28 protein-coding genes and 2 pseudogenes are annotated in these 25,488 nt (G+C 64.2%); 17 read left to right on the top strand and 13 right to left on the bottom strand.

From position 1 onward, the window contains the following. Positions 1 to 7 precede the first annotated feature (7 nt). From ACLQI9_RS16120 to ACLQI9_RS16095, 6 genes and pseudogenes are all read left to right on the top strand, one after another. Entirely contained in the window at positions 8 to 1,402 is a 1,395-nt protein-coding gene (locus tag ACLQI9_RS16120; protein ID WP_442377519.1) for an NtaA/DmoA family FMN-dependent monooxygenase, read from the top strand. A gap of 5 nt (positions 1,403 to 1,407) precedes the next feature. Beyond that, positions 1,408 to 2,538, top strand: coding sequence for an LLM class flavin-dependent oxidoreductase (locus tag ACLQI9_RS16115; protein ID WP_442377517.1), 1,131 nt, complete (start codon positions 1,408 to 1,410; stop codon positions 2,536 to 2,538). Positions 2,539 to 2,614: 76 nt separating this feature from the next. After that, positions 2,615 to 3,172, top strand: coding sequence for a hypothetical protein (locus ACLQI9_RS16110; protein WP_442377515.1), 558 nt, complete (start codon positions 2,615 to 2,617; stop codon positions 3,170 to 3,172). Positions 3,173 to 3,459: 287 nt separating this feature from the next. Next, positions 3,460 to 3,668: pseudogene (locus tag ACLQI9_RS16105) on the top strand (inositol monophosphatase family protein); the annotation flags it as partial. Between the two features lie 174 nt (positions 3,669 to 3,842). Further along, entirely contained in the window at positions 3,843 to 4,553 is a 711-nt protein-coding gene (locus tag ACLQI9_RS16100; RefSeq protein WP_442377514.1) for a hypothetical protein, read from the top strand. A 2-nt stretch (positions 4,554 to 4,555) separates the two neighbouring features. Next, a complete protein-coding gene (locus ACLQI9_RS16095) occupies positions 4,556 to 6,514 on the top strand; it encodes a YhgE/Pip family protein (protein ID WP_442377512.1) in 1,959 nt (652 codons plus the stop codon). 33 nt (positions 6,515 to 6,547) lie between these two features. Here ACLQI9_RS16095 and ACLQI9_RS16090 read toward each other — a convergent pair whose 3' ends face one another. The 3 genes from ACLQI9_RS16090 to ACLQI9_RS16080 form a co-directional block, all read right to left on the bottom strand. Beyond that, positions 6,548 to 7,744 (bottom strand): alpha/beta hydrolase family protein, encoded by a 1,197-nt coding sequence (locus ACLQI9_RS16090; RefSeq protein WP_442377510.1) that lies wholly within the window; start codon positions 7,742 to 7,744, stop codon positions 6,548 to 6,550. Between the two features lie 68 nt (positions 7,745 to 7,812). Continuing rightward, positions 7,813 to 8,127 carry a hypothetical protein gene (locus ACLQI9_RS16085; protein WP_442377508.1) on the bottom strand — a complete coding sequence of 105 codons (315 nt, stop codon included), beginning with the start codon at positions 8,125 to 8,127 and terminating at the stop codon, positions 7,813 to 7,815. 157 nt (positions 8,128 to 8,284) lie between these two features. Continuing rightward, positions 8,285 to 8,551 carry a YdeI/OmpD-associated family protein gene (locus tag ACLQI9_RS16080; RefSeq protein ID WP_442377506.1) on the bottom strand — a complete coding sequence of 89 codons (267 nt, stop codon included), beginning with the start codon at positions 8,549 to 8,551 and terminating at the stop codon, positions 8,285 to 8,287. A 107-nt stretch (positions 8,552 to 8,658) separates the two neighbouring features. On the opposite strand from ACLQI9_RS16080, the gene ACLQI9_RS16075 reads away from it, so the two are divergent. Both ACLQI9_RS16075 and ACLQI9_RS16070 read left to right on the top strand, forming a co-directional pair. Beyond that, a complete protein-coding gene (locus ACLQI9_RS16075) occupies positions 8,659 to 9,012 on the top strand; it encodes a VOC family protein (RefSeq protein WP_442377532.1) in 354 nt (117 codons plus the stop codon). Between the two features lie 128 nt (positions 9,013 to 9,140). Next, positions 9,141 to 9,470 (top strand): PE-PGRS family protein, encoded by a 330-nt coding sequence (locus ACLQI9_RS16070; protein WP_442377504.1) that lies wholly within the window; start codon positions 9,141 to 9,143, stop codon positions 9,468 to 9,470. A 40-nt stretch (positions 9,471 to 9,510) separates the two neighbouring features. Here ACLQI9_RS16070 and ACLQI9_RS16065 read toward each other — a convergent pair whose 3' ends face one another. The 3 genes from ACLQI9_RS16065 to ACLQI9_RS16055 are packed head-to-tail and all read right to left on the bottom strand — an operon-like array spanning position 9,511 to position 10,545. Next, positions 9,511 to 9,666: a hypothetical protein gene (locus tag ACLQI9_RS16065; RefSeq protein ID WP_442377502.1), complete on the bottom strand. Its 156-nt coding sequence runs from the start codon at positions 9,664 to 9,666 to the stop codon at positions 9,511 to 9,513. Positions 9,667 to 9,694: 28 nt separating this feature from the next. Continuing rightward, positions 9,695 to 9,958, bottom strand: coding sequence for a nuclear transport factor 2 family protein (locus tag ACLQI9_RS16060; RefSeq protein WP_442377500.1), 264 nt, complete (start codon positions 9,956 to 9,958; stop codon positions 9,695 to 9,697). 11 nt (positions 9,959 to 9,969) lie between these two features. Beyond that, positions 9,970 to 10,545: a hemerythrin domain-containing protein gene (locus ACLQI9_RS16055; RefSeq protein WP_442377498.1), complete on the bottom strand. Its 576-nt coding sequence runs from the start codon at positions 10,543 to 10,545 to the stop codon at positions 9,970 to 9,972. Positions 10,546 to 10,665: 120 nt separating this feature from the next. Here ACLQI9_RS16055 and ACLQI9_RS16050 point away from each other — a divergent pair, with 120 nt between their 5' ends. After that, positions 10,666 to 11,385: an NUDIX hydrolase gene (locus tag ACLQI9_RS16050; protein WP_442377497.1), complete on the top strand. Its 720-nt coding sequence runs from the start codon at positions 10,666 to 10,668 to the stop codon at positions 11,383 to 11,385. A gap of 15 nt (positions 11,386 to 11,400) precedes the next feature. Here the strand turns inward: ACLQI9_RS16050 and ACLQI9_RS16045 are convergent, their stop codons facing one another. From ACLQI9_RS16045 to ACLQI9_RS16035, 3 genes are all read right to left on the bottom strand, one after another. Beyond that, on the bottom strand, positions 11,401 to 12,471 hold the full coding sequence (locus tag ACLQI9_RS16045; protein ID WP_442377495.1) for an LLM class flavin-dependent oxidoreductase: 1,071 nt from the start codon (positions 12,469 to 12,471) through the stop codon (positions 11,401 to 11,403). Continuing rightward, positions 12,468 to 12,632, bottom strand: a complete 165-nt coding sequence (locus ACLQI9_RS16040) for a hypothetical protein (RefSeq protein WP_442377493.1) — start codon at positions 12,630 to 12,632, stop codon at positions 12,468 to 12,470. The genes ACLQI9_RS16045 and ACLQI9_RS16040 overlap by 4 nt, the downstream gene beginning before the upstream one ends. 73 nt (positions 12,633 to 12,705) lie before the next feature. Next, complete coding sequence (locus tag ACLQI9_RS16035; protein WP_442391915.1) at positions 12,706 to 13,647, bottom strand: catalase family peroxidase; 942 nt, start codon at positions 13,645 to 13,647, stop codon at positions 12,706 to 12,708. A 246-nt stretch (positions 13,648 to 13,893) separates the two neighbouring features. On the opposite strand from ACLQI9_RS16035, the gene ACLQI9_RS16030 reads away from it, so the two are divergent. The 3 genes from ACLQI9_RS16030 (at position 13,894) to ACLQI9_RS16020 (ending at position 16,779) form a co-directional block, all read left to right on the top strand. Then, on the top strand, positions 13,894 to 14,682 hold the full coding sequence (locus ACLQI9_RS16030) for a TauD/TfdA dioxygenase family protein (protein ID WP_442377490.1): 789 nt from the start codon (positions 13,894 to 13,896) through the stop codon (positions 14,680 to 14,682). A 137-nt stretch (positions 14,683 to 14,819) separates the two neighbouring features. Further along, positions 14,820 to 16,277: an aldehyde dehydrogenase family protein gene (locus ACLQI9_RS16025; protein ID WP_442377488.1), complete on the top strand. Its 1,458-nt coding sequence runs from the start codon at positions 14,820 to 14,822 to the stop codon at positions 16,275 to 16,277. A 202-nt stretch (positions 16,278 to 16,479) separates the two neighbouring features. Beyond that, a complete protein-coding gene (locus ACLQI9_RS16020; RefSeq protein ID WP_442391914.1) occupies positions 16,480 to 16,779 on the top strand; it encodes a hypothetical protein in 300 nt (99 codons plus the stop codon). Positions 16,780 to 16,804: 25 nt separating this feature from the next. Here the strand turns inward: ACLQI9_RS16020 and ACLQI9_RS16015 are convergent. Next, positions 16,805 to 17,266: pseudogene (locus ACLQI9_RS16015) on the bottom strand (winged helix-turn-helix transcriptional regulator); the annotation flags it as partial. 87 nt (positions 17,267 to 17,353) lie between these two features. On the opposite strand from ACLQI9_RS16015, the gene ACLQI9_RS16010 reads away from it, so the two are divergent. From ACLQI9_RS16010 to ACLQI9_RS15990, 5 genes are all read left to right on the top strand, one after another. Further along, on the top strand, positions 17,354 to 18,487 hold the full coding sequence (locus tag ACLQI9_RS16010; RefSeq protein ID WP_442377484.1) for an acyl-CoA dehydrogenase family protein: 1,134 nt from the start codon (positions 17,354 to 17,356) through the stop codon (positions 18,485 to 18,487). After that, positions 18,484 to 19,488, top strand: a complete 1,005-nt coding sequence (locus ACLQI9_RS16005; RefSeq protein WP_442391913.1) for an LLM class F420-dependent oxidoreductase — start codon at positions 18,484 to 18,486, stop codon at positions 19,486 to 19,488. Before ACLQI9_RS16010 ends, ACLQI9_RS16005 begins: the two co-directional genes overlap by 4 nt. Continuing rightward, entirely contained in the window at positions 19,485 to 20,489 is a 1,005-nt protein-coding gene (locus ACLQI9_RS16000) for an NADP-dependent oxidoreductase (RefSeq protein ID WP_442377480.1), read from the top strand. The genes ACLQI9_RS16005 and ACLQI9_RS16000 overlap by 4 nt, the downstream gene beginning before the upstream one ends. Positions 20,490 to 20,548: 59 nt before the next feature. Continuing rightward, positions 20,549 to 20,974, top strand: coding sequence for a pyridoxamine 5'-phosphate oxidase family protein (locus ACLQI9_RS15995; protein ID WP_442377478.1), 426 nt, complete (start codon positions 20,549 to 20,551; stop codon positions 20,972 to 20,974). 372 nt (positions 20,975 to 21,346) lie between these two features. Further along, positions 21,347 to 22,762 (top strand): alpha/beta hydrolase domain-containing protein, encoded by a 1,416-nt coding sequence (locus tag ACLQI9_RS15990; RefSeq protein ID WP_442391912.1) that lies wholly within the window; start codon positions 21,347 to 21,349, stop codon positions 22,760 to 22,762. Between the two features lie 21 nt (positions 22,763 to 22,783). On the opposite strand, the gene ACLQI9_RS15985 is transcribed toward ACLQI9_RS15990, so the two are convergent. From ACLQI9_RS15985 to ACLQI9_RS15975, 3 genes are all read right to left on the bottom strand, one after another. Continuing rightward, a complete protein-coding gene (locus tag ACLQI9_RS15985; RefSeq protein WP_442377474.1) occupies positions 22,784 to 23,161 on the bottom strand; it encodes a hypothetical protein in 378 nt (125 codons plus the stop codon). Positions 23,162 to 23,272: 111 nt separating this feature from the next. Beyond that, complete coding sequence (locus tag ACLQI9_RS15980; protein ID WP_442391911.1) at positions 23,273 to 24,283, bottom strand: Lrp/AsnC family transcriptional regulator; 1,011 nt, start codon at positions 24,281 to 24,283, stop codon at positions 23,273 to 23,275. 29 nt (positions 24,284 to 24,312) lie between these two features. Further along, positions 24,313 to 25,488: CoA transferase (locus ACLQI9_RS15975; protein WP_442391910.1), on the bottom strand; the 1,176-nt coding region annotated here is incomplete at its 5' end.

Genomic DNA, 25,488 nt, shown 5'->3' with positions numbered 1-25,488 from the left:
CCTTCCAATGAGCAAGCCGATTAAGCAGATTCACTTGGCGGCGCATTTTCCCGGCGTCAACAACACGACGGTGTGGACCGACCCGGCCGCCGGCAGTCATATCGAGTTCAGTTCGTTTGCGCAATTTGCCCAGACGGCCGAACGGGGCAAGTTCGATTTCCTTTTCCTGGCTGAAGGTTTGCGGTTGCGCGAACAGAACGGCCAGATCTACGACCTCGATGTGGTCGGGCGCCCAGACACTTTCACCGTGCTGGCCGCACTGGCGGCAGTCACCGAGCGGCTCGGACTGACGGGCACCATCAACTCCACCTTCAACGAGCCCTACGAGGTGGCCCGGCAGTTCGCTTCGTTAGACCATCTCTCCGGCGGGCGTGCCGCCTGGAATGTCGTGACCTCGTGGGATGCGTTCACCGGCGAGAACTTTCGCCGCGGTGGGTTCCTGGCCGAGGAACAGCGCTACGAGCGGGCCAAGACATTCCTGCAGACCACGCAGGAGCTGTTCGACTCCTGGCGCGGCGACGAGATCGTGGCAGACAAGGCGGCCGGTGTCTTCGTGTCCGATCCGAATGCCGGCGCATTTGCCCACAGGGACGCCCATTTCGACATCCACGGCCGGTTCAACGTTCCGAGAAGCCCGCAGGGCCGGCCGGTGATCTTTCAGGCCGGCGACTCCGACCAGGGCCGTGACTTCGCCGCCGCCGCCGCGGACGCGATCTTCTCCAGACACAGCACTTTAGCGGCCGGGCAAGCATTCTATGCCGACGTGAAGGGCCGCCTCGCCCGCTATGGACGCCACCGCGACGAGCTGCTCATCCTGCCGGCCGCGACATTCGTCATCGGCGAGACCGACGAGGAGGCCGCCGAAATCGCACATGACGTGCGACTGGCCCAGGTGTCGCCGCAGACGGCGATCAAATTCCTCGAACAACTCTGGAACCGGGACCTGTCCGACCACGACCCGGACGGTCCGCTGCCGACTGTGGATCCCGCGGTGGGGGAGAACACTATCTCGCGCGGCCGGGCCAGCGTTCGCATGTTTCGGGACCCGATTCCGATCGCCAACGAATGGCGGGCCAAAGCCGAGGCGGAGAATCTGAGCACGCGCGAACTGATCGTCGAGGTCACCGGACGCCAATCGTTCATCGGCTCAGCCCAGACCGTCGCCGCGACGATCAACGACCTCGTCCAGGCCGATGCCAGCGATGGATTCATCCTCGTCCCGCACATCACACCTGGTGGGCTCGATCCGTTCGTCGACCAGGTCGTTCCGTTCCTTCAGGAGCGCGGAGTGTTCCGGTCTGACTACACCGGCACGACGCTGCGCGAGCACCTGGGCCTGGCGCCGTTGTCGACGCCACGGCGATCCAACGCCGCAGACGCGCCTAACTCGGTGGCGTCGTAAGCGATATGACGACTCCGCTGACGGTGCTCGACCTGGTGCCGATCTCGTCAGGCTCGACCGCGACGCAAGCCTTGCATAACAGCATTGATCTTGCCCGGCACACAGAGAGTTTGGGCTACGCGCGCTACTGGTTCGCCGAACATCATCTCAATCCCGGCGTCGCCGGCACCTCACCCGCTGTACTGCTGGCCCTGACTGCCGCTGAGACCTCGACGATTCGGCTCGGGTCGGGCGCAGTACAGATGGGTCATCGCACGGCTTTGTCGACGGTGGAGGAGTTCGGCCTCTTAGATGCGCTGCACCCAGGCCGATTCGACCTCGGTTTAGGACGCAGCGGCGGCAAGCCGCGCGAGCCGAAATCCTCGCCACCGACTGCTCCAGCCTCGCCGGCGTCGAGCAATGGAAGTACCGCCAATGGACTGCTGATCCCGCCGAAGTTCGATCTAACACGGCTTTTGAAGTCGCCGCGCTTCGCGTTGCACAAGGCATTGCTCCAGCTGCCGGGTGCGGAATCACAGAACTACCCCGAGCAGGTCGACGACATTCTTGCGCTGATCGCCGACACCTATCGTTCCGACGACGGCGAAGAGGCCCACGTGGTGCCGGGAGGCGGCGCCGATCTTCAGGTGTGGATTTTGGGCAGCAGCGGCGGTGAGAGCGCGGCCGTCGCGGGCCACCGTGGTCTGCGGTTTGCCGCCAATTACCATGTCGCTCCGGCCACGGTGCTGGAGGCGACCGAGGCTTACCGGGCCGCGTTCCGGCCCTCAGCCGAACTCGACCGGCCTTACGTCTCCGTCTCGGCCGACGTCGTCGTTGCCGAGGATGAGGCCACCGCTCGTGACCTGACTGCAGGCTATGGGCTCTGGGTGCGCAGTATCCGGACCGCCGAAGGTGCGATCCCGTTTCCCACCGCAGTCGAGGCGCGCGCCCACACCTGGACCGATGCCGACCGCGAACTGGTCACGGATCGGGTGGAAACACAGTTTGTCGGGTCCGCAGTGCAAGTGGCGGACCAGTTGGAGCGATTGCGTGATGCCACCGAGGCCGACGAGCTGATCATTACGACGGTCACCCACGATCACGAAGACCGGGTGTGTTCTTACCGGCTGCTCGCCGAGGAATGGGCACGCCGATGAGCGAGGCTCTTGGACGGTCGCTGCGATCTGGCATAGCGGCGATCAGTTCGCCTTGGAACCAGTCGCGCTGCCACCATTGAGACCCGACGAAATCGTTGCCATTGGTGCTGGCGAGGCGGGTGATGTCAACGGGCAAAGCTTGCAGCTTGGTCAACGGGTCATTTGGTCGGTGACTCTGCCGTGCGGAACGTGTCGTCGTCGCCGCTTCCAGTGCAAAGTCGGTGACCGCGATCGATCGCGCCATCGAAAGACAATGCATGGCAAGACGATTCGGTGGACCGACGCTGCAGCGTCACCGCGCGAACCCCGCACCAGCGACGTGCTGGTCGAGTTTTCCGGCGCATCCGCGACCCGTAATCGGCCGTTTCGATTTGACGAACAACGCGGACCCGAAAAGAATCCCATTATGAAAATGAAACCGATGATTGTCGCGGCCCTGGCGGCCGGCCTGCTGACCAGCGGCAGCGGCGTTGCCCTGGCAGACCCAGACGTACCTCCGGCACCTGACCCGAAAGGGCCGAAATGCTGGGGATGGAGCGATACGGGTTATACCCATTGGGCTTATCTGCCCTGCGGCTGGACCTATTCGGACACAGAAGGCTGGCAGCAGGTTCCGCCGCCACCAGCCCCGTGACCGGTTCGCGCGTCACCAACTAAACCTCCAGCGGCCGGCGGCGACTGACCACATTGACCGCGTGGTCGCGCGGAACCTCGCCTGCGCCGGTTCGGTGTTTAACCGTCGTGTTGAAGCGCTGGACGGGTGGGCGCGGGTGCGGTCGGAGACACCGACCCTGACCGCCTTGCTGATCCACCCCGCTGCTAGGTCCCGGTGAAAACCAGCGGATCGTGTAGCACCCGAGTGCCGTCGTGCAGTGCGTCGATGGCCGGCAAACTCATACCCCGCGTCCAACGCATCCGGATGCCGAAGGAGCCCTCGATGCGTGCGTCATGATGTCCAACAAACCCTGGGACACCGCCGCGGGAACACTCTTAGCCCGCGAAGCCGGAACGCACGTCACCGATGCCAGGGCAACCCGCACACGTGCCAATCCGCCGCAACTATTGCCGCCACACCGGTGATTGCCGATCAGCTAGCGGCGGTTATCCAAACGGTCAACACTGGGACCTGAGAGGATCTGCGTTCAGGCCCACGCTTGACATCTAGCGCACCCGACAATGTTGCCTGCGGGCCGCTCAGACAGCCCGCTGCCAGTTAAGCGCCAGCGTGGCCCGCGTCTACCTCACCGTTGCGCGTTTTGATCGAATGGACCTAACGTCCACCATCTGCGAAAAGAGCAAACCCAATGGACGCACAGGACGAGCAGGATGCTGCTGCGCCGCCGACGCCGACGGACACCGAGCCTGAGCCGACGCTGATCACCGCCATCGGGCTGGGGGTGGACGGCGAGCACAAGCCGCTTTTCTCGGATATCGATCTCGCCCTCACCCCGGGGTTTCACGCCATTCAAATGCCCGGAGGACCGGGGCAGACAGCTCTGCTGTTGACGCTCGCCGGACGACTGAAGGCCGCCCACGGCACAGTGACTGTGCTCGGGGATTCGGAACCGCGCGCCATCCGCCGGCACTGCTCGATCGCGGCATTCGCTGACATCGATGACCTGGAGGAGTCAGTGACCGTGCAGACCGTGCTCGCCGAGCAGCGCAGGTGGCTAGCGCCGTGGTATGCGCGGGTGCGGGCTCAGTCCGGCCAGGCCGAACTGGGCGAAGTCTTCGGCGAGGTGGCCCCGCCGTCGGCCGAGTCCTACATCGTGGAGTTGTCCGACCTGGAACTGTTCTTGCTGCGCATCACTCTGGCGCTGTTTTCCAGCCGTCCGATCCTGGTGATCGGCGACCTCGAGCAGGTGCGGGACAACTCACGGCGGGCGCTCGCGGTCGAGCGGCTCGGCGCGATCGCGACGCAGCGCACCGTCGTCATGGGCGTGACCAACCCGCTCGGCACTGACGCCCCCGCCCATGACCTACACGATCACCGCACCCTGACGGGAAGGGGCTAACGATGCTTGCCGGGCTCGCATTTGGTTCGGAAATCAAGCGTTTCGGCCGCAGCCGGATGACCCGCGCAGCGATCGTGGTCTTGATGCTGCTCCCGCTCGTGTACGGAGCGCTGTACTTGTGGGCGTACTGGGATCCCTTCGGCCATGTGAACAAGATGCCCGTGGCGCTGGTCAACTCCGACCGCGGCGGCGTCGTCTCCGGGCAGCAAATCAACGCCGGCGATGAGATCGCCAAGAGCCTCACCGCCGACCGCAGCCTGGACTGGCATGTCGTGAATCCCGAAGAAGCACGTGACGGAGTCGAACACGGCAAGTACTACTTCATGATCGAGTTGGCCCCCGACTTCAGCGCGGCGATCGCATCGCCAGTGACCGGGCAACCGAGACAAGCCAACCTCATCGCCGTGTACAACGACGCCAACAACTACATTTCGACAAGTATCGGCCGCACCGCTATCAGCCAGGTGCTCAACGCCGTGTCGACCCGGATCTCTGGGCAAGCGGTCAATCAGGTGCTGTCCGTGGTCGTCTCGTCCGGTTCAGGGATCAAGCAGGCCGCCGACGGGGCGAAACAACTCGCTGACGGAGCGGCGCAGGTCGATGACGGCGCCAACCAGCTTTCGACAGGTCTGCACACCGCCCGATCCGGCTCGGCGCAGCTTGCCACCGGCGCCAAGCAACTGTCCGACGGCATCAACGAGGCCACCGACCCACTGCTCGCGGTTAGCAAGGCGCTCTCGACGGTCGGCGGCAACGCCGAGCAGTTGCGCCAGGGTGCAACCGCGATGCAGCAGGCGGCCGACCAGATCAATGCCATCGCCATGGCGCAGGACGCCGCCGCCGACTCACTCTCATCGGTGATCGATCAGCTATCCCCGAGCCAAGATCCGGCCGCACGCAACGCCGCGGCGACGCTGAACGGGGTACAGGATCAGCTCCGACAACACCAGTTCACACCTCAGATCCGCCAGCAGCTCACCGACGCGCAAAACGCCGCTACCGCGATGAGCTCGACGCTGGGCGCACCCGGTAGCGCGCTGAAGTCCGCCCTCGACCAAATCGGCAGCAAGGGACAGGACCTGACGAACAAGCTCACCCAACTGCGCAACGGAGCTCAACAGCTGGCTTCCGGAAACGCTGAGTTGGCAAGTGGTATAGCCAAACTCGACGACGGTGCCGGGCAGCTGGCATCGGGGACTGGGCAACTCAAGACGGGATCGTCTGAGCTGGCAACCAAACTCGCTGACGGCGCCAAGCAAGTGCCCGACTGGACGACTCAGCAGAAGGCCGCGATCGCCAACACCATCGGCGGCCCGGTTAACCTCGAAACCACACATGAGAACGCCGCGCCCAACTTCGGCACCGGCATGGCACCGTTCTTCCTGACACTCGCCTTGTTCTTCGGTGCACTCGTGTTGTGGATGGTGCTGCGGCCCTTGCAAAACCGCGCTATCGCCGCGGAGGTGCTGGCAATCCGGGTGGCGCTCGCGAGCTACCTACCCGCAGCGGTGATCGGGATAGTGCAGGCGGTCATCCTTTATGGCGTGGTGCGATTCGCCCTCGGGATGCACGCGGCTCATCCTGTCGCGATGCTGGCATTCATGATTCTTGTTTCCTGCGCGTTCGTCGCCGCGACGCAGGCGATCAATGCTCTCGTCGGCCCGGCGGTGGGGCGCGTACTGATCATGGCTTTACTCATGCTGCAGCTTGTCAGCGCCGGCGGCATGTACCCGGTGGAAACCACGTCAAGGCCATTCCAGATTCTGCACAACTACGACCCAATGGCCTACGGAGTCAACGGACTGCGGCAGCTGATACTGGGCGGCATCGATTTCCGGCTGTGGCAGGCGGTCATCGTGCTTGTCAGCATATGGGCCGTCGCATTGGCGATCTCCTCTCTATCGGCCAGACGCAATCAGCTGTGGAACCTCACCAGACTGCTACCGGCGATAAAAATCTGAGCGAAACGCTACGCATCGATTGCTCACGGCCGCTCACGCCAAGGTGGACGCCAGGTAGTTGAAGACGGCCTCGTGAAGCTGATACATCGCACCTTCGTGGCAATGGGCGCCCGCACCGTCGGCGCTGCGCATCAAGACATGCTTGTGCGGTGCCTGCAGTTGTCGTGCCAGCGCCGCAGCCTGTCCTTCGAAAACCTTGTCGTCCTCACCTTCCAGGATGAGGACGGGAGTGCGGATGCTGCGAATCATCCCTTCGGTGAGGGTGTAGTCGGCCGTCTTCCGAACGTATTCAGCCGGGGAGTCAACCCCGTAAACCCATACCCCATTCTGCAGACCCCAACGCGCGTTCGTGTCATTGCTCGCCATCTTCTCGAGCAGCGGTAGCGCTTCGTCATCGCGATGCTGCTCGATCAGGTCGAGTGTCGCCTTGGGAATCGGAGGGTAGGACGCATAGAAGGTCGTCAGGCCGTCGTTGCAGACGATGGCGGCCGATCGATGATCGTATGCGGCATAGCGCGCCACCAAGTAGCCGCCGAGGCTGTAGCCGAAATGGACGATTTTGCTGTCGTCGATCTCTGGCGTCGTCAGAGCGAAGTCGACCACCGGGCCGAGAACGGTTTCCCAGTCCGGGCGGTAGACCACATTTCGTTCTCGGATCATCCACCCTTGCCCGGGGCCGTCATAGGCCAGGAAGTTGTAGCCGCGTCTTAAGGCTGCCGCGCCGATGACGAAATACCCTTCCTCCGAGGTGGAATCGAAGCCGTTGGTGTAGATCACTGTCGGTCGCGGCCGGCGACTGTTGTCCACCAGGTACAGGTAGCCCGGCAGGTCGGTGTCCTCGAATGGGATAAGGACTTCCGAGAACGGTCCTTCCAACAGGCCGCTGCCCTTCACTAGATACTTCTTCGACAGCCGCGAGAGTTCGAGGACTCGGGGATCGTGACGTGGATCTTTGCGACAGTAAAACTCCGCGGACCGGTAGTAGGCAGAAGCCCGCAGAAACGCTTCCCGCGCGCTGACGGTGTCGCCAAGGGCAAGTGAGGTCTCACCGCGCTCGGCCGTGCGGTCGGCGGTCGCGCGCCACGCGTTCGTCCATCCCAGTTCGTCTCCTTCGACGATCCGCGAGGTCGTTGCGATGACTTCACCGATGTCAGCACCCGCGTCACCGGCGAATCCGGCGGCGCGCAGCGTCTCGAACTTGAACGCCTCATCTTTGAAGATGAATTCCACGACGTTTGTCCTTTCTGCCGCGCGCCCCTAGTGGCAACGAGTGCGATCGCCCGACGGGCGGATTCGTACTAGGCCGACCAATAAGGCCGCTGGTGCATCACTTGCTCGAGAAATCCTGGTGTCGCCTGCTCGTCGGCCGGGATGTCATCACCGTGCGCGAGTGGGCACCAGAATAGGTCGCCTTCGATGATCCACACGGCTTTTACCGGCTCATGAATGGGGGCACCCGCGGGCGGTGAGATCAGGTCGGCGGCGAACCCGCGCGCGCACGGCCAGGTGAACCCGTCGCTGTAAGTGACTTCATCGTCGTGGTTTTCAGCGATGACGTGGTAGTGAGGAAGCCCGGCCAACTCGTCGCGATGCCGACCCGCCCATTCCGCCATGCGGTAAGCGTATTACGTCGACGGCTATCGAGAAGAGCGAAGGCTATTGCCGGCGGTCCAGCGGTGCGGTGAGGACGCGTTGCTCGGCGGCGTGGCTGGCTTCGGAGAGGGCGGCGTCTTCGGAGGCGGGGTCGGCGAAGGGGAATGTCGCGTGCGGTTATTCGCCAGTACGCTCGCGGTGCTTGCACCCCGGCCAGCAGCAGGGCCGGCGCTGGCCTTCTTCGAGCTCCTCCTGGGTCCGCCGAATGCGCCGCTTTCGAGTCACCTCTTGCTTGGCATCCTCGACCCAGCAGATGAACTCACTGCGCGCCAAGGGCGTGATGTCCTTCCAGGCAGTGAGCGCCTCGGAGTTCGCCATTAGCGCCGCGCGAAGGTCTGCGGGCAGCTTGTGCACCACCCCGCCCGGCACCCGGTCGCCACTCACGGGGCCAGGGTAACTCCTAACTTTCAGAGCTCAGTCGAAGCTAGACGACAGAACGTCGTGCAAGATGGCGGACTGGCTCTGCCGCCGTGACCGACAAGGAGAAGCACATGCAAGCTACAAAAGTTATGGCCAACCTTCGAGTGGCCGATATTGAGGCGGCCAAGAGCTTCTACGCCGACTACCTCGGACTAACCAACGAGGAGTTCAACATGGGATGGGTGGCCCGGTATACCTCGGCCGACCGCAGGGCGGTCGTTCAGCTCGTAACGCGCGATGCCACCGCCGCTGAAGACTCGGTCATTTCCGTCTGCACCGACGACATCGACGCTGCCTATGCAGAAGCCCGGAAACTCGGCTACGAGATCGCGCATCCATTGGGTACAGAGGCGTGGGGCTTGCGCCGGTTCTTCGTGCGTGCCCCGGACGGCAATGTGATCAGCATGGTCAACCGCCGAGAGTGAAGCTTCGACGGGCCTACTCGCTCAAGAACGAAATCGCCTCCAGGGCTTCGCAAGCTATGTTTGATAGGGGTGTTTTGTACATATGTGGAAGTGGGTATACGACGCACATGTTAGCGAAATTGAATCTGATGAAACCGCTGGTAATTGGTGGAGCTGTTGCTGCGGCGATTGCTGTTACGCCTGTGGCGTCAGCTGAAGCTTTCGCGGCTGGCCCGGCGATGACTGGCATGGCACCGACGCATGTGGTCTTCAAGCAAGACCCAGGCGGAGGCGGATGCGACGTCAACGGCAACTGCGACTCCGGTGGGCAGTTCACCGGCCCCGGCGGCGGTCCCGGTGGGCAGGGCTGCGTCCCCGGCGTCGGCTGCGTTACCGGCGGCCAATTCTGGGGTCCGGGCGGCGTGCCGGGTGGTACCGGATGTCTTCCGGGCGTCGGCTGCGGCTCCGGCCACGGCTAATCCGCTCCGCCCAAGAGATTCGTCAATAAGGGGTCGATCGTCAGCGACTCGGCAGCGAGTCGTTGACGATTGGCACGTTTGGTGTCGACGCGCGCCAGACTTTTGATACGTCGGGATTGGCGTGTGCGCCGAGGACGCCGATGCGCCCGGCATCGGCTTCGCGTCGCAGCACACTGGTGGCTAGGTCGAACTTCACTCCCGGGATTCCTTCGTTGACCGACGGGTTACCGGTCCACCAGGTGATGCGGCAGATCCGGCCGCAGATCCGCCAGCCACCCGGGGTGTGCACCAACGTGTCGTCGTACCAGCCCGTGCCGTCCCAGAGCGGGCTGCCATCGGCAGCCTTGCGCACCAGACGCGCCGTAGTCAGCGTCCACATCGGCAGTGAAGATCGAATCAAACAGGTGCCACTGCCGGCTATCGACGGCCAGCCCATAGAGATTCACCAGCTGCGTGATGGCCACGACGTCGCGGTGGGAATTGGCCATGGTGCTCCCGATCATTCGCCTTTCAGGCTGCCGATGCGCAGCGAGTAGTCCGTGCGTTGGGACAGCGAGGGGTTCTCGAGTTCCTCGACGTAGCGTTGCGGATCGCGGTCGATGATTGGTATTCCCTTGGTGGTGCGATGTTGGGCCATGAACTCGCTGTACTGCCGCCCGAGCGATTCACGAAGGCCGATGGGGGCATGGCGGCGGAAGTCTGAAAGTCCTTCCCGTTCCTCTTCGCTCATGTGGTCGTCGTTGGCTTTGCGGGTTTGACCGACCGCCGCCCACCATTGGTCGGTGCCGATAGTTGCCGCGTTCGCGGCGCGCACTCCATCGCGAATGTCGTTGTGATCGCCGATGGCGTCGAGCGTCTCGCCTTCGGGATCGTCGGTGCCGCGCTTGAGCAGCTGCGGATAGAAGATCTTCTCTTCGATGTAGGCGTGTAGGTCAAGCTTCTCGCCGAGCGGACGCCATACTCGCTCGAGTGCGGCGTGGTCGATCGGCGTCTGCGCTTGCAGATCGTCCAGCTTGGCGAACCGCTCGCGGAACCAGTCATGGTCAGCGCGGATCAGCTTGGTGATGTCAGCCATTTCGACTCACAACCTCCCCTGACCGCTACGGGTTGCGGTCATCGTCTCCCACGCTGGCAGAAGCAGTCAAACAGCACTACGGCGAACGCATCGAAACTCAGTTCGCTTTAGGCTCGGGAAATGACCCTCCCTTATGACGAAGTGCTGCGTGAGCAGATTCGAGATCATTTGGCGGGTCATGACCGTCGCATCGTGGCCGACGGGACGAAGCGGCACGCGGCCGTCGCGGTGGTGCTAGTCGACTCAGAGGTCGGGGAGGACAGGATTGACCCGGCGCCGGTGGACGACTGGATCGCTGGGCGCCCGATGCCGCAGGCCGGTCTCGACGGCCGCATGGTCGACGTGTCCGGCGGTGCCGCGTTCCTCTTGTGCCGCAGGGCCTCTCGCCTTACGTCGCACGCCGCGCAGTGGGCACTTCCCGGCGGTCGTGTGGACCAGGGGGAAAGCGCGGTCGACGCCGCGCTGCGGGAGCTGGACGAGGAGGTTGGCGTCAAACTGGCCGACCCGACCGTGTTGGGCCTGCTCGACGACTATCCGACTCGGTCCGGATACGTCATCACCCCGGTTGTGATCTGGGCAGGCGGACGGCTCGACCCCCGGCCGGCGCCCGACGAGGTCGTGGCGGTTTACCGAGTGGGGCTGCACCAATTGCAGCGCGCGGACTCGCCGCGATTCGTTACCATTCCGGAGAGCCCACGGCCGGTTGTGCAGATACCTTTGGGAAACGACCTCATCCACGCACCGACTGGTGCTGTGCTGCTCCAGCTGCGCTGGCTATGCCTGGAGGGCCGCCACGATCCGGTCGACGACCTGGAGCAACCGGTCTTCGCTTGGAAGTAGGATGCGCTCTGGTGCCTAGCTTTTGACCTTCAGCCGAACCAATTGTGAGTTGAGCGGCCGACTCGGGATGCGTTCACGCAGAACGGGCGCGACGTCGGACTGAAACAGTTCGAGACTACGACGCTGTTGGTTGGTCGTCACACCGTCGGCATCGGCACTCAGGTGCATCACTTCGTGCCCGAGCTGGTCGTGATAGCGACCCACCTTGTCGATCACCTGCTCGGGACTACCAACCAATGCTGAGCTTCGCTCGACGAAATCCTCGATGGACTCGAACACCACCGGAATCCCGACGCGGCGCTGCGCAGCCAGGCGTGCCTCGAACATCGGACGGTAGGTGGCCACCGCTTCCTGTGACGTCGAAGTTATGTAAAAACCGGCGGTTCCGGCGCCGACCAGGGCGTCCTCGGGTTGGTGGCCATAGAACTCCCACCGCTCCCGGTAGTGACGAACCAGCGCGGCGTAGGGCTCGATGGGATTGCTGACATTCGCGGAGAAGATCGGGTCACCGTGACGAGCGGCGAGGTCGACGGAATCCCTACTCGTTGCGCTGCCGTGCCAGATTCGGATTCGGCTCTGCAGCGGGCGGGGAAGTGCCTTGGCGTTGACCAGTGGCGGCCGGAAGCGGCCAGACCACGTCACGTGTTCGTTCTCCCAAAGCAGTCGGAACAGCTCGTAACCTTCGCGATTGCGGTCCCATTGATCGTCGGTGGTCACGTGGAACAACTCGGCCTGTGCCGCGCCGTTACCCTTGCCTATGATCAGCTCGAGCCGCCCGTCGGACAGGTTGTCGAGCGTCGAATAGTCCTCGAATGCGCGGACCGGATCGAGCAGACTCAACGTCGTCACCCCGGTGAACAACCCGATCTTCGATGTGCGAGCCGCAATGTTGCTCAGCACTACCGGTGGAGATGAGGAGATGAACGGATCCTCGTGACGCTCGCCAACCGCAAAGCCGTCGAACCCCAATTCTTCGGCGAGCACGGCCTTGTCGAGGACACCGCGCAGCCGATCGGCAGGACTCTTCTTCTCACCCGTGACCGGATCCGGTACATGAGTGATGAGCGTGATCAGCAGGAACTTCATGCCGAGGCCTTCCAAATGCGCTTCAGCTCAGCTGTTTCCGCGTCGTAGCCGTACCTAGCGGAGCACTCGATCGCGAGATCTGCGAGCTGCGGTGCTGCGAGCGGGTCGGCCCGGTGGACGGCAAGGAAATCGGAAAGATCGACACGGCTGCCAGTCGTCACGCCGAATCTCCATCAGTTCTCGCGGGCAACACCTCTAAACGAACTCAGTCACTCCCTAGCCCATTCCCGGGGGCTACGCAGCTCGGCGTTTGCGCCCGCTGATCAGGTAGACCGCGGCGCGCAGCTCCAGCAGGGGGTCGTCGGATGGCTCGATTCCCGCCAGCCGTGGGATGGGGTCGAAGATGACGTGCTTCTGCTGTGCGGCGTCGTCGGTGACCGGTGTGGTCAGCTCAACAGTTCCCAGTTCCCGGATCTCTCGATCCGACGGCCAGTGGACGGTGGCATCGTTGACCACATCTGCATCGTCGGCGAGTTGCACCGCCAGTGTGAAGCGCACCGGTTCGGCCGCGATGCGCTCGGCGAGCTCGGTGAACAAGTAGTTGTCATCCTTGGATTGCACTACGGACTCATCGAGGTAGGAGGTCCCCGCTTGCGGGGTGATGTGGTAGCGCCCGAACCTGCTCTCGCCCGACGCGTTGCTGAACTTGAACGCATTCACGCCGAAAAACGATTCCTGCGCGAAGCTGGCCGGGAAGGGCTTGGGTATCTGCACGAAACGCAACGCGGCCGGGTGTGAACCCAGGAAGGCCTCTAGCGGCGAGCCCGCCGGGTTGGCCGGGTCACTGGTTGCCAGCGCGCCCAGGAATTCGAGGAATTCTTCGCCGGTGCGTGTTGGGAAGCCATCGATTGAATGAGCGATGACGTCAGTGTGCACGTGCTCGGCCAGGATGAATCGGACCCCTATTCCTTTGGGGAGAGTGTTGGGATCGGTGTCTGGAATGTTTGGCAACCCGGTCGAGTCCGAGAATCGTACGAGGACCGGTGTGGAGGCCTGCTGGAAATGCTGAGCGATCGACAGGTCGGCCGCGGCAGCAGAGGGTGTGAAGGTGCCATTCAGTAGGGTGCCCTTCCCGTGGGCTGGACGAATCCCGGGATGCTCGCCGAAGATCTGAGCGAAGGTCGCCAGGATCTTGTCACTGAGGTTCAAAAGGTTTTGATCTGTCGGCAACGGCATTGTCTTCTCCTGTCCGACGCTGCGGCTTGGCTGAGCCACTCTAAACCGGCCAGCCACGGCGATCATGTTGTCGGGCTCGGTTGGTACCTTGCACATGGCAACAGTAACGCATGAAATGCTAAGTCGCCGTTGGGATATGCGATCGTCTCGGAGGTGCTAACTGCATCCGCGCACCCGGATCAAAACCATTCCGCCTCGGGCGCGACGAAACCTACGATGGCGTCAAGCTAGGCAAAGGGGATACAGATGACGACCACCCGAAGCGCTTCGTATGCACTCGTGCCGGTCAGCCCCGTCCTCGGAGCCGAGGTCGCCGGCATCGACTTGGCCAACGGTGTCGACGAATCAACCGCCGCCGCGCTGCGGGAGGACTTCTGGCGGCACAAGATCCTGGTGTTTCGCAAGCAGCATCTGTCGCCCGATGCGCATGTCGAAGCGGTGCGAATCTTTGATGAGCCGTTCGACCACCCGCTGTGGCTGCACCGGGATCCGGACAATCGGCTGGTATACACCTTCGATCTCGAGCAGGCGAGCGGCGCCTCGACGTGGCACGTGGGCGGCACGTGGCGCAACCCACCGTTCAACATCGAGTCGCTGACCTATGAGGTGGTGCCCGAGATCGGTGGGCGCACGCTCTGGGCCGATCTGCAGGCGGCATACGACGGGCTATCGGGGCCGTTCAAGGTGCTCTTGGAAAAGGTCAGCGCCGTGTACAGCGCCTACCCGGGCGATGGCTCCTACAACCGGCCGCCGGTGACCGAGACAATCGAGCACCCGGTGGTGCGTACCCACCGCCACACCGGCCGCAAGGGTCTGTTCCTCAGTTCGTCGGCGATCCGGCTCACCGGTATCGAACCGAACGAGGGCCAAGCGATCCTGCCGTTCCTGCTGGCGCACGCATCGTCGCCCAACTACACCGTCGGATTCGGTTGGAACCCCGGCGACTTCGTTATCTGGGACAACCAGGCCACCTGGCACTTCGCCGTCAGCGATTACCAGGGTCCACGCGCCTATCGCAAAGTCATCGGCGGTTAAATTCCGCGACGGCCTGAGCGCACCTGCGCCACCGTCCTACGAAGCGACCTATCTAGAGGACCGTATCGGCGCTGAGCTACACTCGTGAATCCATCTCTACAGAGATAGAGTCGCAGCGAGGCGAAAGGGATACGTCTATGACGGTGCAGGCTGTGCTGGAGGAGATCCGTAAGCGACCCGGCACCGGTGACGTAATTCCGATCATCGACCCCGCCACCGAAGAGCAGATCACCGAGTTCACCGATTGCGGCCCCGACGCCATCAACGATGCGGTCGCCCGTGCGAAGGCGACGGCCGAGTCGGGGGTGTGGTCCGGTCTGCCCGACTACGACAGAGCCAAGGTGTTGTGGCGGGTCGCCGATCTGATTGATGAAAATGCGGACGTCCTCGCCGAGCTCGAATCGCTCAACGCGGGCATCCCGCCGGCACAAGCGCAGATCATCACCAAGGTTGGATCCGAGTGGTTTCGCTACTACGCCGGGTGGTGCACGAAGATCGACGGCATTGCGCGCGACGTGAACACCGGCGGCCTGACCGGTGTCGACTCGCACATGCACACCTACACCCTTCGAGAGCCCTACGGCGTGGTCGGGCTGATCTTCCCGTGGAACGGTCCGGTGTTCAACTTCTGCGCCAAGCTTGCGCCGTCACTGGCCGCGGGTTGCAGCAGCGTCGTCAAACCCGCTGAGGAGACACCACTTTCGGCGCTGGTTCTGGATCGGATCCTGGCCGAGGCCGGCGTACCCGACGGCGTCGTCAACCTGGTCAACGGCTACGGCCACACCGCCGGCGCGGCCATCACCGCGCACCCCGACGTCGAGAAGGTCGCGTTCACCGGGTCGACCGAGGTCGGTCGGGCGATCGTGCACGCCGCGGCGGACAGCAACCTCAACAAGGTCACCTTGGAACTCGGCGGCAAGTCCCCGGTGGTGATTTTCGACGACGCCAATCTGGACCTGGCCATTCCGATGGCGTCGTTCGGCACCTTCATCCACTCCGGTCAGGCCTGCGTGTGCGGGTCACGCATCTTCGCCCAGCGCGGCGTCTACGAGCGGGTCGTCGAGGGCATCGCCAACATGGCCAACGTCATGCAGCTGGGTGGTCCCAAGGACGAGGGCGCCATGGTCGGCCCACTGATCAGCCAGAAGCAGCTCACCCGCGTCCTGGGCTACCTCGACCAGGGCAAGTCTGACGGCGTGGAGCTCGTCACCGGCGGGCATCGCCTCGACCGCAAGGGGTACTTCGTGCACCCGACCGTCGTCACCAACGTCGACCCCGATTCCAGCCGGCTGTTCCAGGAGGAAATCTTCGGGCCGGTGGTCACCATCCTGCCGTTCGACGACGAGGACGAAGCCGTCGCGCTGGCCAACAACAGCACCTACGGGCTGGCCGCCACTACCTGGACCAATGACCTGGGCCGCGCACACCGGCTGGCCAAGCGGCTGAAGGCCGGGACCGTGGGCCTGAACTGTCAGATGCAGTTCGACCACTCCATGCCGTTCGGGGGCTACAAGCAATCCGGTTGGGGTTACGAATCGGGCAAGGCCGGCATCGCGACCTACCTGCAGACGAAAATCGTTTGGGCGCAGATGTAACCGTTCGCCGGCCAGCGAGCCCGCAGTACTGTGAAGGCATGCTGAGTGGGGTTATAAGTGCGATTCAACGATGGCAGTATCGCGGTGGCCGTCCCGGATGGTCAGCGCGCATCGGAAACCGATTGGGCGCCTTGAGTTTTGCGGCCGGCATCGGGCCTAGCGGGGCCGCCACCCTGGAAGTGCGTGGCCATAAGTCGGGCGGATGATTTCGTTCCCGGTGGTCGTCGCCGACTACCAGGGCGAGCGCTATCTGGTGGCCATGCTCGGCCAGAAGACGAACTGGGCGCGCAACCTGCGGGCCGATGGCCACGCAGTATTGCGGCGCGGTCGACCCGAAGACGTGTCTTTGGTAGAGGACCTGTCCGATAACCGCGCCGCGATCTTGCGTCGATACCTCGAAGTGGCGGCGGGGGCGCGCCCGTTTTTCCCGGTCGACCGTCACGCGCCGCTTACCGAGTTCGAGCGGATCGTCGACCTCTTTCCGGTTTTTCGGGTCGCCTGAGCGGCGCGCCGGTGAGCGCGGGTTGTTCGGTCTGGAAGCCGGGTCCGGGCTCGGGGGTGACGTTGCGTGCGGTGATCTTCTTGTGGCAGTGAGAGCACACCAGAACCGGGTCGGCGATGTGCCCGCATGGCTGGTGGCGCAACACGATTGGCGGACCCTTGGGCTGCGGAAGGTGTTGATCGCCCCACTGCATGAGCACCACGATCGCAGCGAACAGGTCTCGGCCGGAGGCGGTCAGCCGGTATTCGTGACGGTCGGGATCCCGCGCGTAGGGCACCTTTTCCAGCAGCCCGTTTTCGACGAGGGTGCGTAGGCGTGACGACAGCGTGGGCCGGGGAATCTGCAGGTTACGAGCCAACTGGCCAAAACGGCGGACCCCAAAGAACGTCTCGCGCAGGATCAGCAGTGTCCAACGCTCGCCGACGACCTCCAGGGCCCGGGCAACGGACTCGCCTTGGAAGCGGTGGGACAGGTCGGGGTAGTCCATGGTTCTCATAATGTACCGGTTCATAATCTGAACCGCATGCGGTAAGGTAATTGAACCACCCAGCTCGTCTGCGCAAAGTGAGGCAGTATGCAGGACACCGAAGTCGCCACCGTGCCCGTCGTGTTACGGGCCCGCGAAATCGCCGATTTAGCAAGTGGCATGGCAGATCAAATCGACTCTGACCGCAGACTTCCCGCCGAACTGGTTGGCGTGCTGCGAGATTCGGGTCTGCTGCGAGCAGGGGCGCCGGTGGAGGCCGACGCTCTGGAGCTGCCTGCCGGCACGGCACTGCGCTGCGCCGAGGAGGTGGCGCGCGGCGACGCGTCGGCCGGCTGGTGCGTGTCGATCGCGATCACCAGCAGCCTGCTGGTTGCCTATCTGCCGCCGGTGAGCCGTGACGAGCTGTTTGGCGACGGACGCGGTGTGGCCGCCGGTGTGTGGGCTCCGCAGGGCAAGGCCCGTCGCGTGCCCGGCGGCGTCGTGGTGTCGGGGCGGTGGGCATTCTGCAGCGGCATCACCCACGCCGACGTGCTGTTCGCCGGCTGCGTGCTCGAGGATCGCCCGGCCGTGGTCGCGTTGCCGACCGAGCAGCTACAGATCCTGGACACCTGGCACACCCTCGGCCTCCGTGGCACCGGCAGTCACGACAGCGTCGCCGACGAGGTTTTTGTCCCGAATGAGCGGGTGGTCTCGATATTCGACGGGCCGGTGATCGACCGGCCGCTGTACCGATTCCCGCCGTTCGGATTCTTCGCGGCGTGCATCACCGCGGCCGCGATGGGCAACGCGCGTGCGGCGATCGACAATTTCGTCGACCTCGCCGGCACCAAAAAGGGCGTCGCAGCCAGTCGCACGCTTGCCGAGCGGTCCACCATCCAGGCGGCGGTCGCCTCGGCCGAGTCGGCATTGGAAGCTGCGCGGGCGGGGTACTACCAGGCCATTGACGCGGCGTGGCAAGCAAGTCAGGACGGACCTCCCGTTCCGCTGGAGGCGCGCACGCGATTACGGCTGGCCGCCACGCACGGGGTGCGCGTCTCGGCCGACGTGGTGCGCACGATGTATGACCTCGCCGGGGGCAGTGCCATCTACGACGGAGCACCGTTGCAGCGGCGCTTCCGCGACGCCTTCACCGCGACCGCGCACTTCCAGGTGAATGAGGCATCTCGCGAGCTGCCCGGCCGCATCCTGCTCGGCCAGGCCACCGAGGCGGCAATGCTGTGAGGGCGCCGATCGAAGCGGTGCTGCCGTTCTGGCTGGACCGGCCCGACGAGGAGGCGTTGGACATCGCCACGGCCGCCGACGACGCTGGACTGACCGGACTGTGGATCGGCGAAATGGCGAGCTTCGACGCCTTCGCTTTAGCCACCGCGGTCGGTATGCGCGCACCGGAATTACGGCTGAACGTGGGACCGTTGCCGATCAGCGTGCGAAACCCGGCAGCGATCGCGCTGGGAGCCAGCTCGGTGGCGACCCTCACCGGATGTCAGATCGACATCGCGCTGGGCGCCTCCAGCCCAATCATCGTGGGAGGCTGGCATGACCGCGAGTGGTCACACAGTGCAGCGCGCATGCGCGAAACAATCCAATGCCTCCGACCGATCCTGCGTGGCGAGCGCGCCGACTATGACGGGCGCTTTGTCCGCAGCCACGGATTTCGGTTGCGTCACCCGCTCCCGGACACCCGCATCGGAGTCGGCGCGTTCGGCCCGATCATGACGCGGCTGGCGGCGCGGCTCGCCGACGAGGTGGTGCTCAATCTGGCGTCGCCGCAGCGGGTCGCGCAGGTGCGCCAACAGGTCGACCATCATGCCGCGGCGGCAGGTCGCACGGCGCCGCACCTGACGGTGTGGGTACCGGTCGCCGTCCGACCCGGTGCGGCCGCACTGCGGCAGTTAGCTAATCAGCTGGCCATTTACCTTGCCCCACCCGGCTACGGCGAGATGTTCTGCGAGCTCGGGTTCGCCGAATTCGTCGAGCGGGCCCGCAGCGGCGCGCGCCGGTCGGAGTTGGCGGCGGCGATTCCCCTCGAGCTGGCCGAGCAGTTGGCCGCAGTCGGTACTCCGGAACAGGTCGCCGCCCGGCTGCGGGCTTATCTTGAAGCCGGGGCAGACACCGTCGCGGCGATACCGGTAACTGCCGAAGACCCGGCCGGTCGGGCCGCGCTGCAGTGCGCCGCGCAAAGTTGTCGAGTCACCTCACCAGACCGGGAGACCGCCTGGTGAACGCTGTGAACACCCAATGCCGGCTGGCCGCGCGTCCAGTGGAGTTGCCGAAGGCCACGGACTGGACGATCGTTGAGGAGCCCAAACCCGTTGCGGCCGATGGTGAATTCGTCGTCGAGGTCGACTATCTATCGATCGACCCGGCAATGCGCACCTGGATGAATGCCGGCCGCTCGTATGTGCCGCCGGTGGAGATCGGCGAGGTGATGCGGGCGCTCGGCGTCGGGCACGTCGTTGAATCACGCCATCCCGGATTCGCGGTAAGGGACGAGGTGTCCGGGATATTCGGCGTCCAGCGCTTTGCACTGTCCAACGGCGCCGACGTGAACAAAATCGACACCACCTTGGCACCGGCCACCGTGCATCTGGGGGTTCTCGGCATCAGCGGTCTGACCGCCTATTTCGGATTGCTCGACGTCGGAAGGCCCGAGTCGGGCCAAACCGTGCTGGTGTCCGGCGCGGCCGGTTCGGTGGGCAGCATTGTGGGACAGATCGCGCGAATCAAGGGTTGCCGAGCCGTCGGTATCGCCGGCGGCGAGCAAAAGTGTCGCTGGCTCGTCGAGGACGTCGGTTTCGACGCCGCAATCGACTACAAGAGCGCCGACCTGCGCGCAGAGCTGAAAACCCACGCACCCGACCGCATCGATGTCTTTTTCGACAATGTCGGCGGTGCAACGCTGGAAGCCGCCCTGAGCCGGCTCGCCGGCGGCGCTCGTATCGTGCTCTGCGGTGCGGTGTCGCAGTACAACGACACTCCGCGGGGACCGTCCAACTACATGCAGTTGCTGGTCGCGCGCGCATCCATGACCGGCTTTGTCATCTTCGACTACGCCGATCGCTACCCGGACGGCATTGCGCAACTGGCGAAGTGGCTCAACACCGGCGAACTGCGATCACATGAGCTTATCGAGCACGGCGACGTCGGTGACTTCCCGGGGACGCTGCTGCGGCTGTTCCGCGGAGAAAACACCGGCAAGCTGATCCTCGCTTTGGACAAGTGATGGCACATGGCGCCGGGAACGGCGGAATAGCCTCGCGGACTCCGCGCGTTGAGGCGCGTATGAAAGCTTTCACCGAGACCGAGCGTCAAGAGTTCCTCGCAGCAAAACATGTGGGCGTGCTGTCCGTGGCCGCCGACGGCCGGCCGCCGGCCAGTGTCCCGATGTGGTACGACTACACGCGTGGCGGGAACATCCGGATCAACACTGGCGCGGGGGCGCGCAAGTCCAAGCTCATCGAGCGGGCCGGCGCGGTGACGCTGGTCGTCCAGAACGAGGAGCCGCCGTACCAGTACGTGGTCGTGGAGGGCACCGTCGTCGACACCACCACGCCCACACCGGCGGAGGTGCGAGAAGCCATTGCGATCCGTTACCTCGGCGAGGAAGGCGGACGCGCGTTCGTCCGCAGCATGGACGGTCAAAGCAGTGTGCTGTTCACCGTCCGCCCCGACCGCTGGCTCAGCGCCGATTTCTCCGATGGGCTCTGAGTTTTGATTTGAGTCGCCGCCCTAACCGAGCCGGGTCCCGCATTGCCAACGGCACGGCTGTCGTCGTGTCGCGACCGTTAACGACTTGACTTGCCATAAGATATCCATCTCCGACTCTGGGCCGTTAAGTTCGAAAACGCTTAGGAAGCAACTCAAATGGACCTTGACCGCATCACTCATCCGTTGCGACTAGCCAGGGGCTCCCACCAGCCGGGATCCGGCAAAGGGTGTGCCATGAACGCGATTTCATGGCCTAAGCCGCTACGGGAATCCTTGGACTTCTAGTCCAAGGAGCACGTCAAGCTATGATGCGCATGTGCCGATCACTGGCGTTCCGGCTGCGTTCCTTTCACTGTTAGTCGTGGTGACATCGTGGCGGATCAACTAACGGTCACGCCGGCGCCGGGCAAACCCGCACTTCTGTTGGGCGCCTTCGACGTAGCCAGCTTGGGTTATGTCGCCGAGGAATTCTTCATGTCCGGAACAGCGTCGTCCTTCAGCTCAGCCGCCGAACTCGGCCCCGACGGCCGATGGAGCGTGACACCCGCAGGCTCGGCCGATTTCACCACCCGGATGGTGGTGCTGACGCCGGCGGATCGAGCGCAGTTCAACGGGACGGTACTCGTTGAGTGGCTGAATGTGAGCGGCGGCATCGACGCTCCGGCAGTGTGGATGATGGCGCACCGCGAAATGGTTCGCGCCGGCTACGCCTACGTCGCGGTGTCGGCCCAACGCGTCGGCGTCGAGGGCGGCACGAACTTGATGGGCGTGGACATGTCGCTGAAAAGCCAGGATCCGAAACGGTATGCGGCCCTTCGGCATCCCGGCGATACGTTCTGCTACGACATCTTCACCCAGGCCGGTCGAATCATCAGGGATGGGCAGCGCAATGGCGTTCTGCGCGAGCTACAGGCCGAACACGTCGTTGCTCTGGGTGAGTCGCAATCCGCGCTGTTCCTGACGACATACATCAACGCCATCGACCCGCTCGCCCAAGTCTACGACGGCTTCTTGGTGCATTCGCGATTCGGGCCCGCCGCGCCACTGGACGGCGGCTCGACTTTCGACGTGCTGGACAGCAGCGCATCCCAGGCGGTGAAGTTTCGTCCAGACCTGCGTGTCCCGCTCGTCACCATCATCACCGAAACAGATCTTTTCGGCGGTCGGCGACGGGGCTACTACAGCGCGAGGCAGCCTGATAGCCAACAACTTCGGGTTTGGGAGATCGCCGGCACCGCTCATGCCGACAACTACACGATCCTCGTGACACCGATCGACACCGGCTCTGCGGCGCTGACCGATATCGTCGCGGCCTACGCGCCGACCAACATGTTGATGGGTCAGCAACTGGATCACTTCATCAACTTCGCACCGCAGCACCACTACGTTCTGCAGGCGGCGCTATCGCAGCTCTGCCGGTGGGTGCGCACCAGCCAGCCGGCGACCAGTGCCGCACCCATCGAACTCAGCGATGCCGAGCCACCCCAGCCCATTGTCGATGCGAACGGGCTCGCGCGGGGCGGCGTCCGGACGCCGTGGGCTGACGTGCCGATTGCCCGGACTTCCGGTGTCGGCACCGAGGAGAGCACGATGTCGTCGATTTTTGGCTCCGGCGAACCATTCGACGACGCCGCCGTGCGCCGGCTCTACCCCGGCGGAGTTGCGGACTATCTGGAACGCTTCACAGCGGCGCTGGACTCGTCGATCCAGTCAGGGTTCATCTTGGCCGCCGATCGCGAGGAAATTCTCCAGCTCGCCGCCGCGACCTTTCCCGACGTCAACGGTTGACCCACAGTCAGACGCGGCGAATCACAACGGCGCGGCCTCAAGGGTCAAGCTGAACAAGAAATAGGCCATGCAGAACAAAAAGTTCAGCGTGACTAGAACCAGACCCACAAAGATGAGCGACCGCGCGCCGCGGCGTTTCAGGCGCTTGAACTTCGCGACGAACTGCTCCCGCTTCAACCGGGTCGCGATGAAGGCGAAGTTGACGTCCGCCACCTCGCCAGCGGTGACGGGCGCACCCGCCAGCATCTGCCGGAGCCGATCGGGCGGGGTGTTGACGCCGACCCGCGCGAAGCGCCGACTCAGTCGTCGCGCCTGCCTGCGACGAAGGGTCTGATTCTGCACCTGCAACCGATGCGACAGCTGCCCACGTTCGTTCCCCCAGGGGTTTGACGGGGTCATCACACGCCGGATTGTACTTCGCTCGTGTCTAATATCCGACGGTTCCGGCTCATTGCCTCCGGAGAAATCTCGAACCGCGCGGCGGCAGCCGGCGCCCAACCGTCCCTGACATCAGGTCACTGGCGCCCAGAGGTCCACGGGGACGACGTCCTGTGCGCGTCCGTCGAGCCCGAGCAGCCGTCCCCATGACTTGACGGAGCGCAGCACCACGCGGCTGTCGAGCACTGCCACGCCCGGGTGTTCCGCCGACAATCGATGAACCACCGGGTCGAGGTTGGATACGTTGTGCAGCTGCATCGTGACGAAGATGTCGGCCGTTCCGCCGCCGGTGACCGCGACACAGAACCTGGTCTCCGGATATCGGACCAGTGTGCGGCCCACTGCGGCCACCGCTGACCCGGTCACACTGAGCTTGAGCGCCACCGCAGTTGGCCAACCCGCTTGTACCCGTGCGAAATCCGTTCGGAACACCAGCATTCCGGCCTTGGTCAACAAGCTCATGCGGCGGCGCACGGTCGGTTCCGGCCGCCCGGCCACCGCGGCCAGATCACGGAAACTGAGCCGGCCGTCGCGTTGCAGCGCCAAGAACAGCTCGCGATCGAACGCGTCGAATTCATGCGGCGGATTGGTCTTGGCAGGTTCGGGTGTTACCGCCCGAACCTGATCGGGACTCAAACCGCCCAGGCGCCAGCGCGTCCCGTTGAACAACTGGGTGAGGAGCGCCGACTGGACCCGGTTCAGGCCGGAGACTGCCGGCAGTGTGTCGACGAGCAATTCGGCCAGCAGCGGTTGATCGGCGGCAACCACCAAGGCGTAGATGTTGTCTCTACCCGTCGTGATGTTGACGCTGAACACCTGTGGTATCGCGGCGAACTCGTTGGCCACGGCCGACGCGGCGCCGGGTTGGCACTCGGCTTCGAACAGGGCAGCCTTGATCGGCAGCTGGGGGCCGGGCGCAGAGGACACCCATGCCCGGCCGGTGGAGACCAGCCGACGCCACCTCCGCGCCGCGGTCACCGGCGAAACATCCAGGACCGCGCCTAGTTCTTCGAAGCTGGCCAGCGGATTGAGGTGCAGCGCATCGAGCAACGCGACATCCAGCTCGTCTACCCCATCGCCCACACGACAATTGTCGCTCGCTCTCAGGTGTTCTAACGGCTGATGCTGGACCATTCGGGCCGGCTGGACCCACGAGGGACCAGGATGGGATCGGGCCAGCCGGGTGGCGTGTGGCTGAAGCTCACCGGTGGGGCGAGCATGTGGACCCGCCCCATCGGAGTGTCGGCGTCGTAGGCGTCGGGGACGCCGATGCTGTGCCCGTCGTCGCAACCGGCGTCGCCGGGGTCGACCAATCCCAGGGTTTGGTACCACATGGCATTGCGGGTGAGGTTGACGGTGACGTGCCAGCTGCCGCCTTCGGTCTGTTGTTTGATCAGGCCGGCGGCCGCGCCCAGCGCGCCCATGTAGCCGGTGACGAAGTCATTGATCAGCCCGGTGGGCGGCAGCTGGGGATGATCGGGGCCGCCTTCGATCATCATCAATCCGGACGCCGCCGACCCGTTCATGTCGAAGCCGCCGCGGTTGGCCCATGGTCCGGCCGACCCGTAGCAAGTGAGCGAGACGTGCACCAGCCCGGGATGGGTCTGCGCAAGCTCGTGGGGATCGATCCCGAGCTTCTCTAGTTTGAGGCCGCGGTGGTTGTTGACCACGACGTGGGCGTCGCCGAGCAGCCGGTCGACGTTGGCCTTTCCGCTGTCTTTGGTCAAATCCAGCCAGGCACTGCGGGATCCGATGTTGGCTTCGAAGTAGACCCAGTCGTGCTCGAAATCATTCGGGCGGGTCGCACCCAGCACGTCGGCGCCCTGCTCGGCCAGCACGCGTCCCACCGTGGGCCCGGCGATGGCATGGGTGAACGACAACACCCGCACCCCACCAAACGGCCGGTCGGACGGGCCCAGCTCGCGCGGCGGTGCGTCACCGATGCGGGTCAAGCCGATGACGGGCTGGCTGGCCAGCAATGCGCCGTGCGGATGGGCCAGCCACTCCTCGGGGCTTCGGGCCACACACGCCGGCAGGCCGGCCGCATTGGCGGCATCCTCCAGTTCGAAGGCGTCCCAATTGCCGAACACCTCAGCGACTTTGGTGAAGTCAGGCGGCACGTTGAGGAAGCGGCACCAGTTGGCTGACTGATGCGGATACACCGCCGAGGCCATCACCGTGCGTTCATCGCGAGTGCGGTAGGGAATCAGCGCAAACGGGTTATCCAACACCAGCGCGATCGAGGGGAACTCCCCGGCCAGTGTTGGCTTCCAGGCAAAGCTGGGATT

The organism is Mycobacterium sp. (assembly GCF_052143115.1).
In the GTDB taxonomy this organism is placed as follows: Bacteria; Actinomycetota; Actinomycetes; order Mycobacteriales; family Mycobacteriaceae; genus Mycobacterium.
This window is presented reverse-complemented; position numbering and strand designations above follow the sequence as displayed.

What these genes read in the sequence shown, in the direction of transcription:
- ACLQI9_RS16120 (WP_442377519.1), top strand. Translation starts at nt 8, where the DNA reads ATGAGCAAGCCGATTAAGCAGATTCACTTGGCGGCGCATTTTCCCGGC.
- ACLQI9_RS16115 (WP_442377517.1), top strand. Translation starts at nt 1,408, where the DNA reads ATGACGACTCCGCTGACGGTGCTCGACCTGGTGCCGATCTCGTCAGGC.
- ACLQI9_RS16100 (WP_442377514.1), top strand. Translation starts at nt 3,843, where the DNA reads ATGGACGCACAGGACGAGCAGGATGCTGCTGCGCCGCCGACGCCGACG.
- ACLQI9_RS16095 (WP_442377512.1), top strand. Translation starts at nt 4,556, where the DNA reads ATGCTTGCCGGGCTCGCATTTGGTTCGGAAATCAAGCGTTTCGGCCGC.
- ACLQI9_RS16085 (WP_442377508.1), bottom strand. Translation starts at nt 8,127, where the DNA reads ATGGCGGAATGGGCGGGTCGGCATCGCGACGAGTTGGCCGGGCTTCCT.
- ACLQI9_RS16075 (WP_442377532.1), top strand. Translation starts at nt 8,659, where the DNA reads ATGCAAGCTACAAAAGTTATGGCCAACCTTCGAGTGGCCGATATTGAG.
- ACLQI9_RS16070 (WP_442377504.1), top strand. Translation starts at nt 9,141, where the DNA reads ATGAAACCGCTGGTAATTGGTGGAGCTGTTGCTGCGGCGATTGCTGTT.
- ACLQI9_RS16060 (WP_442377500.1), bottom strand. Translation starts at nt 9,958, where the DNA reads ATGGCCAATTCCCACCGCGACGTCGTGGCCATCACGCAGCTGGTGAAT.
- ACLQI9_RS16055 (WP_442377498.1), bottom strand. Translation starts at nt 10,545, where the DNA reads ATGGCTGACATCACCAAGCTGATCCGCGCTGACCATGACTGGTTCCGC.
- ACLQI9_RS16050 (WP_442377497.1), top strand. Translation starts at nt 10,666, where the DNA reads ATGACCCTCCCTTATGACGAAGTGCTGCGTGAGCAGATTCGAGATCAT.
- ACLQI9_RS16045 (WP_442377495.1), bottom strand. Translation starts at nt 12,471, where the DNA reads ATGAAGTTCCTGCTGATCACGCTCATCACTCATGTACCGGATCCGGTC.
- ACLQI9_RS16035 (WP_442391915.1), bottom strand. Translation starts at nt 13,647, where the DNA reads ATGCCGTTGCCGACAGATCAAAACCTTTTGAACCTCAGTGACAAGATC.
- ACLQI9_RS16030 (WP_442377490.1), top strand. Translation starts at nt 13,894, where the DNA reads ATGACGACCACCCGAAGCGCTTCGTATGCACTCGTGCCGGTCAGCCCC.
- ACLQI9_RS16025 (WP_442377488.1), top strand. Translation starts at nt 14,820, where the DNA reads ATGACGGTGCAGGCTGTGCTGGAGGAGATCCGTAAGCGACCCGGCACC.
- ACLQI9_RS16020 (WP_442391914.1), top strand. Translation starts at nt 16,480, where the DNA reads ATGATTTCGTTCCCGGTGGTCGTCGCCGACTACCAGGGCGAGCGCTAT.
- ACLQI9_RS16010 (WP_442377484.1), top strand. Translation starts at nt 17,354, where the DNA reads ATGCAGGACACCGAAGTCGCCACCGTGCCCGTCGTGTTACGGGCCCGC.
- ACLQI9_RS15995 (WP_442377478.1), top strand. Translation starts at nt 20,549, where the DNA reads ATGAAAGCTTTCACCGAGACCGAGCGTCAAGAGTTCCTCGCAGCAAAA.
- ACLQI9_RS15985 (WP_442377474.1), bottom strand. Translation starts at nt 23,161, where the DNA reads ATGACCCCGTCAAACCCCTGGGGGAACGAACGTGGGCAGCTGTCGCAT.